This window comes from Variovorax sp. MPBD4-3, from assembly GCF_058809745.1.
The window spans coordinates 44958-57629 of the sequence record NZ_JBXASW010000009.1; the positions used below are offsets into that span (position 1 = coordinate 44958).

The 12672-nt window shown below is 68.0% G+C and carries 11 protein-coding genes and 2 tRNA genes; 9 read left to right on the top strand and 4 right to left on the bottom strand.

Annotated elements, in window-relative coordinates; genetic code table 11:
• Positions 1-4: 4 nt before the first annotated feature.
• The 4 genes from AC1RVW_RS07685 (at position 5) to AC1RVW_RS07700 (ending at position 3542) form a co-directional block, all read left to right on the top strand.
• Positions 5-2158, top strand: coding sequence for a TonB-dependent siderophore receptor (locus tag AC1RVW_RS07685; RefSeq protein WP_493199086.1), 2154 nt, complete (start codon positions 5-7; stop codon positions 2156-2158).
• 83 nt (positions 2159-2241) lie between these two features.
• Positions 2242-2317: transfer RNA gene (locus AC1RVW_RS07690), tRNA-Asn, on the top strand.
• 152 nt (positions 2318-2469) lie between these two features.
• Positions 2470-2545: transfer RNA gene (locus AC1RVW_RS07695), tRNA-Asn, on the top strand.
• A gap of 133 nt (positions 2546-2678) precedes the next feature.
• Positions 2679-3542, top strand: a complete 864-nt coding sequence (locus AC1RVW_RS07700) for an AraC family transcriptional regulator (protein WP_081266332.1) — start codon at positions 2679-2681, stop codon at positions 3540-3542.
• A gap of 6 nt (positions 3543-3548) precedes the next feature.
• Here AC1RVW_RS07700 and AC1RVW_RS07705 read toward each other — a convergent pair whose 3' ends face one another.
• On the bottom strand, positions 3549-3866 hold the full coding sequence (locus tag AC1RVW_RS07705) for a YnfA family protein (RefSeq protein WP_081266380.1): 318 nt from the start codon (positions 3864-3866) through the stop codon (positions 3549-3551).
• 357 nt (positions 3867-4223) lie between these two features.
• Between AC1RVW_RS07705 and AC1RVW_RS07710 the strand changes: the two genes are divergently transcribed.
• The 5 genes from AC1RVW_RS07710 to AC1RVW_RS07730 all read left to right on the top strand — a co-directional run bounded on the left by AC1RVW_RS07710 (position 4224) and on the right by AC1RVW_RS07730 (position 9395).
• Positions 4224-4625, top strand: a complete 402-nt coding sequence (locus AC1RVW_RS07710) for a GreA/GreB family elongation factor (protein ID WP_285410767.1) — start codon at positions 4224-4226, stop codon at positions 4623-4625.
• A gap of 189 nt (positions 4626-4814) precedes the next feature.
• Complete coding sequence (locus AC1RVW_RS07715; protein ID WP_081266330.1) at positions 4815-5714, top strand: CsgG/HfaB family protein; 900 nt, start codon at positions 4815-4817, stop codon at positions 5712-5714.
• A gap of 156 nt (positions 5715-5870) precedes the next feature.
• Positions 5871-6848: a metallophosphoesterase family protein gene (locus AC1RVW_RS07720; protein ID WP_493199090.1), complete on the top strand. Its 978-nt coding sequence runs from the start codon at positions 5871-5873 to the stop codon at positions 6846-6848.
• On the top strand, positions 6845-7531 hold the full coding sequence (locus tag AC1RVW_RS07725; protein WP_081266328.1) for a response regulator transcription factor: 687 nt from the start codon (positions 6845-6847) through the stop codon (positions 7529-7531). The genes AC1RVW_RS07720 and AC1RVW_RS07725 overlap by 4 nt, the downstream gene beginning before the upstream one ends.
• 1 nt (position 7532) lies before the next feature.
• Positions 7533-9395 carry a sensor histidine kinase gene (locus AC1RVW_RS07730; protein WP_493199092.1) on the top strand — a complete coding sequence of 621 codons (1863 nt, stop codon included), beginning with the start codon at positions 7533-7535 and terminating at the stop codon, positions 9393-9395.
• Between the two features lie 6 nt (positions 9396-9401).
• Here the strand turns inward: AC1RVW_RS07730 and AC1RVW_RS07735 are convergent, their stop codons facing one another.
• The 3 genes from AC1RVW_RS07735 to AC1RVW_RS07745 all read right to left on the bottom strand — a co-directional run bounded on the left by AC1RVW_RS07735 (position 9402) and on the right by AC1RVW_RS07745 (position 12630).
• On the bottom strand, positions 9402-9710 hold the full coding sequence (locus tag AC1RVW_RS07735; protein WP_234382536.1) for a hypothetical protein: 309 nt from the start codon (positions 9708-9710) through the stop codon (positions 9402-9404).
• Positions 9707-11194, bottom strand: a complete 1488-nt coding sequence (locus tag AC1RVW_RS07740) for a DegQ family serine endoprotease (RefSeq protein WP_493199095.1) — start codon at positions 11192-11194, stop codon at positions 9707-9709. The genes AC1RVW_RS07735 and AC1RVW_RS07740 overlap by 4 nt, the downstream gene beginning before the upstream one ends.
• A 98-nt stretch (positions 11195-11292) precedes the next feature.
• Positions 11293-12630, bottom strand: a complete 1338-nt coding sequence (locus AC1RVW_RS07745; protein ID WP_493199097.1) for an ATP-binding protein — start codon at positions 12628-12630, stop codon at positions 11293-11295.
• Positions 12631-12672 lie beyond the last annotated feature (42 nt).

Here is a 12672-nt window from a genome sequence, read left to right on the forward strand (position 1 = left end):
CACAATGAAACAACCCAAGCCCTCTTTTTCTTCTTCCGCCTGGCCGCTCTCACCCGTCTCGCGCGCGCTGGCGGTCGTTCTCTTCACCGCCGCTTGCGGCGCGCAGGCGCAGCAGGCCGCATTGCGTGAAGTCACCGTCAACGACAGCAGTGCCGCGCCGCAAGCCGACATCAGCGGCTTCGGCGATGTGCCGCTGCGCGAGCTGCCGCTCTCGGCCACGGTGATCGACAGCCAGCAACTGCGCGCCAGCGGCGCCCGGCGGCTCGCGGACCTCACCCAGTTCGACGCCTCCGTCACCGACGCCTACAACTCCGCCGGCTACTGGGACTACCTCACGGTGCGCGGCTTCGTGCTCGACAACCGCTTCAACTACCGGCGCGAAGGCCTGCCGATCAGCGCCGAGACCTCGATCCCGCTGGACAACAAGGAACGCGTGGAAATCTTGCGCGGCACCAGCGGCATCCAGGCCGGCACCAGCGCGCCGGGCGGCCTCGTCAACTACGTCGTCAAGCGGCCGACCGAACAGGACCTGCGCACGGTGCGCATCGAGACCAACAGCCGCGGCAGCCTGCTGGGCGCCGTCGACCTTGGCGGGCGCTTCGGCGAGAACCGCGAGTTCGGCTACCGCATCAACGTGGCGAGCGAGAACCTCAAGCCGATCACGCACGACCTCGACGGCAACCGCAACCTGTTCTCGCTGGCGGCCGACTGGCGTATCACGCGCGACTCGGTGCTGGAATTCGAGATCGAGCAAAGCCGCAAGACGCAGCCGAGCCAGGCCGGCTACAGCCTGCTGGGAAGCGTGCTGCCCAGGCCGGTCGATCCGCGCATCAACCTCAACAACCAGCCGTGGTCGCAGCCCTCGGTGTTCAAGGCGCTGACAGGCACGGTGCGCTTCAGCCAGGCAATCAACTCCGACTGGCGCTGGAGCGCGCAGATCGGCCAGCAGCGCTTGAAGAGCGACGACCGCCTGGCCTACGCCTTCGGCTGCGGCGCCGAGGGCAACTACGACCGCTACTGTTCCGACGGCACATTCGACGTCTACGACTTCCGCAGCGACAACGAGCGCCGCACGCAGACCGCGGGCAGCCTGAACCTCAAGGGCAACGTGGCGACGGGCAGCGTGAAGCACGAGCTGGGTTTCGGCCTGCTGCAAAGCCGCGTGCGCAACCGCTTCCAGGATCAGGCCTACAACTACGCGGGCACCGGCAACATCTGGGGCACGGCCATGGTGCCGGCCAACCCCGATGCCACCACGCCGCAGACCAACCGCGACGAACGCTCGACCGAACTGTCGGTGCAGGACGCCATCCGCTGGAACGACCGCTTCACCACCTGGCTCGGCGTGCGCCACACGCGGCTCGACCGCAGCAGCATCGGCAACGACGGATCGAACCCGACCGGCTACAAGCAGGACGTGACCACGCCGTGGATCGCCGCGAGCTATGCCATTCAACCGGGCTTGCTGGCTTATGCGAGCTGGGGCAAGGGCGTGGAATCGCAGGTCGTGCCGAACAGGATCTCCCAGTACGCCAACGCTGGGCAGGCCCTGCCCGCGCTGACCTCGCGCCAGTGGGAACTGGGCCTGAAGGGCGGCAACGATGCGTTCAACTGGCAAGTCGCTTGGTTCGACATCTCGCGGCCGATGACCAACCTCGACCTGTGCAGCGGCTACTGCGAAGTGCGCAACGACGGACGCGCCGTGCATCGCGGGCTGGAGGCCGGCGCGCAATGGAACCAGGGGCCGTGGCGCCTCGGCGGCAGCATCGCGGTGATCGACGCCAAGCGGCGCGGCAGCACCGAGAACCCGGCGCTCAACGGACAGTCGCCGACGAACGTGCCCAAGGAAGTGCTGCGGGCACAGGCCGCCTACCGCGTCGCGTCGGTGCCGGGGCTGGAGATCGCTGGCCAGCTCTCGTACGAAGGCCGGCGCAACGTGCTGCCGGATGGGTCGATCACCCTGCCCTCGTGGACGCGCGTCGATGCAGTGCTGCGCTACGACACCAGGCTGCGCGGCGTGAACACGAGCTGGACGCTTGCGGTCGACAACCTGTTCGACCGGCGCTACTGGAAGGAGTCGCCGTTCCAGTTCAGCCACGTGTATCTCTTTCCCGGGGCGCCGCGCACGCTGCGACTGGGTGTGAGCATCGCGTTGTGAATGTGGTGAGCCTCACAAATTTGTCGATGCAGATGCGCCCGGTTGAGAAGGCGCAAAAAATCACGCTATAATCTAAGGCTTGTTCCTCGATAGCTCAGTTGGTAGAGCGCCGGACTGTTAATCCGTAGGTCCCTGGTTCGAGCCCAGGTCGAGGAGCCAAAACAAGCCGCAAGGCAAATAGATGCCCTGCTACTCATAAAGTAGCGGGGCATTTTCATTCGGGCCTTGTTTGCGTCGATGCATCGACGATAAAAAAATCAGCCTGTCACACTCAAAATCGGCAAATCCATTGCATATAATTTAAGGCTTGTTCCTCGATAGCTCAGTCGGTAGAGCGCCGGACTGTTAATCCGTAGGTCCCTGGTTCGAGCCCAGGTCGAGGAGCCAAATCAAGCCGCAAGGCCTCTGAGAAGCCCGCTGTTTTCACGAACAGCGGGCTTTTTCTTTGGCGGCGTGCGGGCTCGCGATTTCAGCAAAGTCCGCTAAGTACCCTGCCCGCAAAGCGCGCACACTGACGCGCATGGAAAGCCGTCGAACAGAGCAGGACTACCGGGCCCGCGTGGCACGCGCGGTCGCGGCCATCGTTGCCGACCCGATGGCCGATCACCGGCTCGAAGACCTCGCGCGGCTCGCGCACTTCTCACCCTTTCATTTCCATCGCGTCTACGCCAGCGTGGCTGGCGAGACCGTGGCCGCCACGGTCCGCCGTGTGCGGCTCGCGCTCGCGACGCAACTGCTCGAAGCCGGCGGCCAGAGCATCACGCAGGTTGCGCTGGCGGTGGGCTACGAGAGCCCGCAGGCCTTCACGCGCGCCTTCGGGCAGTTCACCGGCCAGTCGCCGCGCGAGTTCCAGCGGCAGATGGCGCGCGCGGTGCTCGATGTCGATGCGATACCGCAGGCCGGCAACGACGGCGGCGCGCCACCCGCCGTGCGGATCGTCGAGCGCTCCGCGCAGCGGCTGCATGCGCTGCGGCACCAGGGCTCGTTCGCGACCATTCCCCACACCCATCGGCGGCTGCGCCTCCATGCGGGAACGCGGGTGCTGTCGGAGCACTGGGGCGCGTCCTTCAGCGCGCCCGAGGACACCAGCGGCTTCCGGTACTACGCAGCGTTCGCTTCGCCTGACCCGTGGCCGGAGGATGGCTCGGGCGTCGAGTTGCTCGACATCCCGGGCGGCTGCTATGCCGTGCATCGCCTGGCCGGCCCCTATGCGCGCATCAATGCCGCCGTGCAATCGCTCTATGCGCGATGGCTGCCGGGCAGCGGCTACGAACCCGACGACCGGCCCACGCTGGAGCACTACCTGAATTCGCCGCGAACGGTGCGGCAAGCCGAGTTGCGCACCGATCTGCTGATTCCGATTCGCCGCGCCGACTCGTCGTGAGGCGGCCTACCTCGGCTGGAAAGCGATGAGCCCCATGCCCGCAAGACACACCGCGACACCGGCGATATCCCACGCGCTGGGGCGGATGCCGTCGACCGCCCACAGCCACGCGATGGCCACGCCGATGTAGACGCCACCGTAGGCGGCATACACGCGGCCCGCCGCTGTTTCATGCAAGGTGAGCAGCCATGCGAAGGCCGCGAGACTGATCGCCGCGGGCACCAGCAGCCACGCGGAGCGGTCCTGCTTGAGCCACAGATAAGGCAGGTAGCAGCCGATGATCTCCGCGAGAGCCGTCGCGACGAACAGAAGAAAAGTGCGCATCGCGCGATTGTGCATAGCCGTGCCCCTGGCCTTGTCGGCAAGACACGTGAGGCCATTCGCTTGATGGCGTCCACCCCTCGCACCTACACTCGACCGATGGCCCCCTCGTCCACGTCCCGCAACCGCACTGCCCGCGCAGCCCTGCTCCAGGCAGCGGGCGGCCGTGGCGCAGGTGTCGTCGTTGCGGCGATGACGACGGTCTTGCGACGCACCTCCGCACTTTCCTGAGCCCGGCGGTCCGCTACCTTCTTTCTTGATGCGCGAACCCTTGACCGCCGGGCACCACACCGCGCGGTAGCGACTTCGCCTGCTCTTTTCCACGGCAATGGGCGGTGTCGCATTCAACTGGAGTGCTTCATGCCTGCAACCATTCACGGAGAGCGCACGCTCACCGAACTCGATTTCGTCCGCCTCGGCAAACTGGCTGGCGGCGCCATTCCGCCGGCACTGTCCGACCTGCTGGACGTGGCCGACATCCTGCCCTCCCGCGACGTACCCGCGGACATCGTCACGATGAACTCCAAGGTGGAGATCGAAGACCCCGCAACCCGCCAGACGCAGAAGATCACCCTCTGCTACCCCGCCGACGCCCAGCCAGGCACGGGCTGCGTGTCGGTGCTGTCGCCGGTCGGCATCGGGCTGCTCGGCCAGCGGACCGGCGCACTCGCGCGCTGGCGCATGCCCAACGGCGCGGAAGGCGAAGCGCGCGTGGTGTCGGTGCTGTTCCAGCCAGAAGCCAGCGGCAACTACCTGGCCTGAACCGGGCAGACCATTTGGTCAAAACATGACTTTCGGCACTGGTGTGCCGGCCGGTCGGACCGTATCGTCGCTCGGTCGCTGGCGCGACGAGCAGGGAGGTCACAACAGGCCATGCGGTCCCCATCTCCGATCGAGACAGGTGGCGCCTCCCCGGGCGCGCCGCTTTGTTTTCACTTGACTGATCCGGACATGGCTTTTTCCAAACTTACTCTCGCAAGCGCACTCGCGGGCCTGCTGGCCCTTTCTGGTTGCCAGACCATGGACATGCAAATGGGCAGCCAGTCGGCCAAGACCGTGGCCACCGGCAGCGCCGCGGGGGGCGCGACCTCCGGCGAAAGCAGCCAGCTCGAGCGCTGCGACTCCCCGCTGGGCACCGTCTCGCTGATCGAGAACCAGAGCGCAGGCTGGTACACCATCCTTACCGGCGAATACAAGCTGCCGCCCACCGCCAACCTGCTGCGCCTGCTGGTGCAGCAATCGAACTGCTTCGTCGTGGTGGAGCGCGGCGCGGCCGGCATGAACGCCATGACGCGTGAACGCGCACTGCAGCAGTCGGGCGAAATGCGCGGCGGCAGCAACTTCGGGCGCGGCCAGATGGTGGCGTCGGACTACGGCCTGTCGCCCGAGATCGTCTTCAGCAACAGCGACGCGGGCGGCCTGGGCGGCGCGCTCGGCGGCCTGGTGGGTGGCGGCCGTGGCCGCGCCATTGCGCAGCTGGGTGCAAGCATGCAGACCAAGGAAGCCAGCGCGCTGCTGACGCTCATCGACAACCGCTCCGGCGTGCAGGTCGCGGCCTCGGAAGGCAGCGCCTCCAAGACCGACTTCGGCGGCTTCGGCAACCTCAGCGGCCTTTCCGCCGCCGGCGGCATCGGCGGCTACACGCGCACGCCTCAAGGCAAGGTGATTGCCGCCGCCTTCATGGACGCCTTCAACCAGATGGTCCGCTCGCTGCGCAACTACAAGGCGCAGACGGTGCGCGGCCAGGGCCTCGGCGGCGGTGGCCGCCTGGGCGTGGATGGTGGCGCCGCGCCGTCGCAGACCTACGTGCCGGCCGAAAAGCCCGCACCCACCCGACGCCGCAGCAAGTAACGCAAGTAACGGGTCAGGCGCGCGCGCATCGAGGCTCCATGCAGCCAGCCGGCAAAAGCCGCGCCGCGCCTCCCTCGTATATAGGATGTGCAGGGGCACCCCCGCCCCCTACCCTCGGCCTGATTCAAAAACAGACTCCGAGGGTTTCTCTTCACCATGCGCATCGCCTTCACGTCCTGCATGAGCGCGTACAGCTTTCCCGACCAACCGGTGTGGGACCAGATTGCACAGGCTCAATGCGACGAACTGGTGCTCCTGGGCGATTCGGCCTACTACGACGCGGATGGGCAGAGCACCGCCGCGATCCAGGCCATGGACGCCAACACCTTCGCCCTGCATGCGCATGAGCGCCTCTACAAGCAGGTCAGCCACCCCACTTTCTCCGCGCTCGTGAAGACCCCCACGCTGCGCACGCACGCCATCTGGGACGACCACGACTTCCTCTGGAACGGCTCATGCGGCGCGCAGATCGAGGGACAGCCGCAGTACAGCCACTTGCTGCCGCCGACGCGCGCCGTGTTCGCGCGCTACCGGAAGGCACTGGCCGCCCGGTTCGCACCCGGCAGCTTTCCCCAGGTGCCGCCGCCGTGGGCCGCCGACGTGCCGCCGCCCGGCTACAGCAACGTGCCTCTTGCCCATGACGTGCTGCTCCACCTCACCGACGGTCGCAGCTTCAAGTCCACGCGTGGCCGCAAGGCGCTGATGGGCAGCAAGCAGCTCGACGACTTCGAGGCCGCCTGCGCGAACGCTTCGTCCGACACGGTTCACCTGCTGGCCTCGGGGGTGGTGTTCGAGGCCAACAGCGGCGAAACCTGGCTCGGCTGCGCCAAGGAACACGAAAGACTGCTGGCGCTGGCCGACAAATACCGCATCCTCATGCTGAGCGGCGACGTGCACCACAACAAGATCACCCAGTACTCGACCGAGCGCGGACGGCTGCTGTTCGAGGCCACCGCGTCCGGCGCGGCGATATGCACGCTGGTCACGCTGGGCGCGCTGCAATGCAACTGGGGCCTGCTGGACATCGATGCCGAGCGCATCACCGTGCAGGTCTTCCAGAAGGACCCTGCCACCCTGCCGCAAACCATCGACCGCAAGACCTGGCGCTGGGTGACGCAGCAGGCCGGCGCATGACGCAGGCAACGCAGGTTGCCCTGGTCGAGGACGACACCGGCATGCGCGATCGCATCGCGCGTGTCGTCGACGCGGACCCGTCGCTGAGCCTTGCCTTCAGCGCGTCCAATGCCGCCGACATCCTGGCGTGGCTGAACGACAACCCCATCGACGTGCTGCTGGTGGACCTCGGCCTGCCCGACCACCCCGGGCTGCAGGTGATCAGCCAGTGCCGCACCATGCAGCCGGCCTGCGCGGTGATGGTGTTGTCGATCTTCGGCGACGAGGCCAACATGGTGCAGGCGTTCGAGGCCGGCGCCAGCGGCTATCTGCTGAAGGACGGCACCGAGACCGAGCTGGCCACCCACATCCGCCACCTGCGCGCCGGCGGCTCGCCCATGTCTCCGGTGATCGCGCGGCAGCTGCTGCGCCGCTGGCAGGCTCGCGCCGGCATCGCGGCGCCGGCCAAGCCGGCAACACCGTCGCCTTTCGGCGGCAGCATCCGTCCCGAGCGCCTGTCGCCGCGCGAGTTCGAGGTGCTCGACCTCGTCTCTCGTGGTTTCACCTATGTCGAAGTCGGCACGCAGATGGGAGTCTCCGCATCGACGGTCCAAACCCATATCCGCAATATCTACGGCAAGCTGGATGTGCACAACAAATCGGAAGCGGTGTTCGAGGCCCGCACCCTCGGCTGGCTTCCCTAGCGTGATCGCCCGGAGGCTGAGCCGCTGGCTGCTGGCGGTGCTTGGCCTGCCGCTGATCGCGGCGGTGCTCCAGGCCCACGCGGCCACCGCCGATCCGATGGAGGTCGGCTTCGCCGAAGCGACCCTGGAGCCCGACGGCCTGCCGCCGCAGGTACGCCGCGTGCCGCTGCCTTTTCGCTGGGACCACGAGTTTCCCGGGCGCGGCGGCAAGGCCAGCTACCGGATGGAGCTTCCTGACGCCGCCGTGCCGGCGGGCGCTCCTTCGGCGCTGCTGATGACGGGCGTGGGCAACCAGGTGGCCGTGTATTTCAACGATGCGCTGGTGGCCAGCTACGGCACGCTGGGGGACCCCGGCTACGAGGCCTCCAAGGGCAACCACCTGGTGCATGTCGCGGCGGCGCTGCACCGCGAAGGCCGGCCGCAGGTGCTGGAGGTTCGCACCACCATCCAGCGGCAGCGCGGGGCGGGGCTGGCCACCGTGCAATACGGCACCGAGGCGGCGCTCACGCCCATCTACCGCGCACAGCAGAACTGGCGCAATACCTCGGCCATCGTCTATGCGGTCAGCCTGCTGCTGATGGGCGGCATGGCCGGCGGGCTGTGGCTGCGCCAGCGCGACGCGCTCTACGGCTGCTTCGCGCTGGCCGCGCTCTCGGGCGTGGCGCGCAACCTCGACCGTGTATGGCCCGAAGTGCCGGTGCCCTGGCCGCTGTGGGGCGCGGTGGTCGCGGTCTGCTATGCCTGCCACATCGGGCTCATCGCGCGCTTCGTGCTGCTGGTGCTGGAGCGCAATCCGCCGTGGCTGGTGCGTGCGATCTACGCCGCGCTGGCAACCACGGTCGCGCTGGCCTGCGCCTCTTTCGCCTTCGCGCTGCCGAAGCTGTGGACCGGCGGCCTCGTCATCCTGCAGCTGACGAGCATTGTCTGCCTGCCCTATGTGGTGCATGGCGCGCTGGTGGAGCGCCGCAGCATTGCCAGGGTGCTCATGGCGGCCGGCTCGCTCGCCATACTGGCCGGCGCGCACGACCTGCTGCTGGTGCGCATGGGGCTGTTCGGCGGCGCCGACTACACGCTGACCGCGCACGCGATGTTCTTCTTCGTGATGATCCTGGCCGGCCTGGTGGTCGAGCGCTACAGCCGCACCGTGGCCGACTACAGGGCGCTCAACGCCAACCTCGCGGCCCGCATCGACGAACGCGAGGCGCAGCTGCGCGGTGCCTTCGACACGCTGCGCCAGCAGCAGCAGGAGCAGGCCGTGCTGCTGGAGCGCCAGCGCATCATGCGGGAGATCCACGACGGCGTGGGCTCGCAGCTGGTCGGCCTGCTCAACGTGGTGACGCAGCCCGCGCCTGATCGCAAGGTGGTCGAGGAGCATGTGAAGCTCGCGCTCGACGAGATGCGCATGGCCGTCGACTCGCTGCAGCCCACCCATGACGACCTGCCCACCGTGCTCGCCACGCTGCGCTACAGGCTGCAGCCGCGCCTGGATGCGGCCGGCATCGAACTGGTATGGGACGTGGCCGTGATTCCGCCCATGGCCCCTTTCGCGGCACAGGCCGCGCTGCAGTTGCAGCGCATCCTGCTCGAAGCCTTCACCAATGTGCTGAAGCACGCGTCGGCCACGCGCATCGTGATGCATGCGAGCTGGCACGGGGAAGAGTCACCCCCGCTGGTGCGCATCATGCTCACCGACAACGGCCGGGGCCTGCCCAAGGCACCGGCCGACGGCCGGCCGCCGGGACACGGCATCTCGAACATGCGGGCGCGCGCCCAGTCGATAGGCGCCAAGCTGCAAATAGAAACCGCGGACGAACGCACCGGCGGTACCCGCGTGCTGCTGGACTGGCCCTGCACGCTGGCCTGAGCTGCCTCAGCGCAGCGCGAAAGCCAGCGTGACCGCGCCGAGCGCCAGCAGCGCAAGGCCGGCAATGAACACCGCCTCGCCCCAGCTCTCCAGCCGGGCGCCGGAGCCGTGCGAGCGCATCGAGATGAAAGAAAGCAACGCGCTGGCCAGGAAGACCAGCGCGTCCACAGCCAGCAGGCGGTCGATCAGCAGCCGCATGTCGTCGCGCGGCCCGAGGTGCCCGATCGACATCACCGTCATGCACACGCCGATCATGGTGGCCGACGTGGGCAGGATGTGCGCCGACAGCCCTCCGCCGCCTTCGGAGCGGCTCACCCGATTCGCACGGGCACGAAGATCTTGTCTTCGCCGCGCTGGATCAGCAGCGCCACCGACTTGTTGCTGGCCTTGGCAACCACCTCGCGCACCTGCTCCACGCTCTGCGCCGGCGTGCCGTTGATGGCCAGCAGCACGTCGCCTGCCTGCACGCCCGCCAGGGCCGAGGGACCGGCGGCGTCTTCGATCAGCAGGCCGTTGTCGACGGAGGCCTCGCGCTTTTCCTGCGGCTGCAGCGGACGCAGCGCCAGCCCCAGCTTGCCCTGCCCCACGTCGGCATCGGCCTTGGCGACCTTCGCCGGCTTGTCGCTCGCGTCGCCGAGCTTGGCCTGCAGCTCCTGGCGTTCGCCCTGGCGCCACACTTCGAGCGTGACCTGCTTGCCCGGGGCCTGCTGGCCGATCACCGCGGGAAGGTCACCCGAGGAAATGATCGGCTGGCCGTTGACCTTGCGGATCACGTCGCCCGCCTTCAGGCCCGCCTTGTCGCCAGGGCCGCCCTTCTCGATGTTCGAGACCAGCGCGCCTTCGGGCTTGTCGAGCTTGAACGAATCGGCAAAGGCCTGGTTCACTTCCTGCACCGCCACGCCGAGGCGGCCGTGCGTGGCCTTGCCGGTCGCGACGATCTGATCCTTCACCTGGATCGCCACGTCGATCGGAATGGCGAACGACAGGCCCTGGTAGCCGCCGCTGCGGCTGTAGATCTGCGAGTTGATGCCGACCACCTCGCCGCGCGTGTTGAGCAGCGGCCCGCCCGAATTGCCGGGGTTCACCGCAACGTCGGTCTGGATGAACGGCACGTAGCTGTCGTCGGGCAGCGAGCGACCCTTAGCGCTCACCACGCCGGCCGTCACCGTGTTCTCGAAGCCGAAGGGCGAGCCGATGGCCAGCACCCATTCACCGACCTTCAGGTCCTTGGTGTTGCCCAGTGCGAGCACCGGCAGGTTCTTCGCGTCGATCTTCAGCACCGCGATGTCGGTCTTGGCGTCGGCGCCCAGTACCTTGGCGCGGTACTCGCGGCGGTCGGTCAGCTTGACGGTGACTTCCTTCGCGTCCTTCACGACGTGCGCGTTGGTGATGATGATGCCGCTCGGATCGACGATGAAGCCCGAGCCCTGAGCGCGCACCGGCACGTCGCGTTGCTGCTGCTGGCCGCGCGGGCTCATCTGGCCCTGGAAGCGGCGGAAGAACTGGAACATCGGGTCATCGGGATCGATCCCCTGGATCTCGGCGGCGGCCTGGTCGTCCGACGCCTTCATGGTGCCGGTCACGCTGATGTTGACCACGGCAGGGCCGTCGCGCGAGGTGATGGTGGAGAAGTCGGGCAGCGTGACCATGGCCGCGGGCGCCGTGACGACCGCGTTGGTGGTGGCCGGGGCGCCCACGGCGCGAGCGCTGGTGTAGGCACCAGCACCGACGGCACCGATCACACCCGCGGTCGCCAAGGCAATCACCAGGGCGCGGGGCGAAGTCAGACGGGAGTTCATTTGTCGGTTCCTTTCAAGGCGTATGCACGCAACACGATGAAAGGAATGTCGCCGCCCTGACTTAAGCGCTGCTTAAACGGCGCCCCCGGCGAAAGGGCTCAGGCGTGGGCCGGAAAGCGCACCAGCACCCGCAGGCCGCCCAGGCTGGGCGAGGCGTCGAGCGCCACCGTCGCGCCATGCAGCTCGGCGATAGACTTGACGATGGCCAGTCCCAGGCCGCTGCCCGGCGCCTGTGTCTCGCCCGAGCGGTAGAACCGGTCGAGCACGCGCTCACGCTCCGTCTCGGGCAGCCCGGGGCCGCTGTCGTCAACGCTGAGCTCTACGGCGTCGTCTCGCCTGGCGATGGCAATGTCGACGCGGCCCTCGACCGGCGTGTACTTGACGGCGTTCTCCAGCAGGTTGCGCAGCAGCATGCGCAGCGCCTCCGGCTGGCCGTTGACGACAGCGGCATCGGCATGGGTGATGCCGATGTCGATGCCGCGCGCCTGCGCCGCGGCCACCGCATCGGACACCGCGAGCCGCGCCACCTCGGAAAGATCGACCAGCTCCGGCGTGGCGCCCGCGGCCATGCTGGCCTCGTGGCGCGCCAGCGCGAGCATCTGCTCGACGAGTCGCGTGGCGCGGTCGATGCCCGCCACCAGCCGGCTCACGGCAAGGTCGCGCGATGCATCGTCGGGCGCGCGCTGTAACCCCTGCACCTGCAGCTTCAACGCGGCCAGCGGCGAGCGCAGCTCATGCGCGGCATCGGCGACGAAGTGCTTCTGCGCATCGAAAGCGTGGCGCACCCGGTCGAACAGCAGGTTCAGTTCCTGCACCAGCGGGCGCACTTCTTCCGGCAGGTCTTCCTCGCTGACCGGCGACAGGTCGTCGGCCTGGCGAGAAGCCACCTGCTTGCGCACGCGCGCCACCGGCGCGAGCGAGCGGCTCACCACCCACCACACGACCAGCATCAGCAGCGGCGCCATCAACGCCACCGGCGCGATGGTCCGCAACGCGAGCGAGCCGGCCATGTGACGCCGCGCCGCCATGTCCTGCGCCACCTGGATCACCAGCCCGCGCGTCTGCATCGAGAACACGCGGTACGTGGTGCCGCGCGCATGCACGTCGGCAAAGCCCAGCACGGCGAGCTGCGGCAGCGCCGCCTCCTCGGCGGATTCGAAGATGCGCACGCCGTCGGCGGTCCACACCTGCACCACGAAATCGAAGTTCTGCTCGCCAGTGCCGATACCGCCGACCGTGGCGCTCGGAGGCAGGCCGGCGCGCAGCGACAGCGCCATCTGCTGCATGTGGTAGTCGAAGATGTCGTCGGCTTCGGCAAGCACCGTGCGGTAGGCCACCAGCGCCTGCGCGCCCGCCGCCAGCACGATGGCAGCAAGCAGGAACCACAGCAGCCGCGCGCGAAGAGAGCCGGTCAACGACCCGATGATTCCCCTCATGCGCGGCCCCTTCGCGAGGCGCCGCGGAACCGGCTCTGCCGG

Coding starts and splice junctions, on each gene's coding strand:
- AC1RVW_RS07685 (WP_493199086.1), top strand. CDS start 5: ATGAAACAACCCAAGCCCTCTTTTTCTTCTTCCGCCTGGCCGCTCTCA.
- AC1RVW_RS07700 (WP_081266332.1), top strand. CDS start 2,679: ATGGAAAGCCGTCGAACAGAGCAGGACTACCGGGCCCGCGTGGCACGC.
- AC1RVW_RS07705 (WP_081266380.1), bottom strand. CDS start 3,866: ATGCGCACTTTTCTTCTGTTCGTCGCGACGGCTCTCGCGGAGATCATC.
- AC1RVW_RS07710 (WP_285410767.1), top strand. CDS start 4,224: ATGCCTGCAACCATTCACGGAGAGCGCACGCTCACCGAACTCGATTTC.
- AC1RVW_RS07715 (WP_081266330.1), top strand. CDS start 4,815: ATGGCTTTTTCCAAACTTACTCTCGCAAGCGCACTCGCGGGCCTGCTG.
- AC1RVW_RS07720 (WP_493199090.1), top strand. CDS start 5,871: ATGCGCATCGCCTTCACGTCCTGCATGAGCGCGTACAGCTTTCCCGAC.
- AC1RVW_RS07725 (WP_081266328.1), top strand. CDS start 6,845: ATGACGCAGGCAACGCAGGTTGCCCTGGTCGAGGACGACACCGGCATG.
- AC1RVW_RS07740 (WP_493199095.1), bottom strand. CDS start 11,194: ATGAACTCCCGTCTGACTTCGCCCCGCGCCCTGGTGATTGCCTTGGCG.
- AC1RVW_RS07745 (WP_493199097.1), bottom strand. CDS start 12,630: ATGAGGGGAATCATCGGGTCGTTGACCGGCTCTCTTCGCGCGCGGCTG.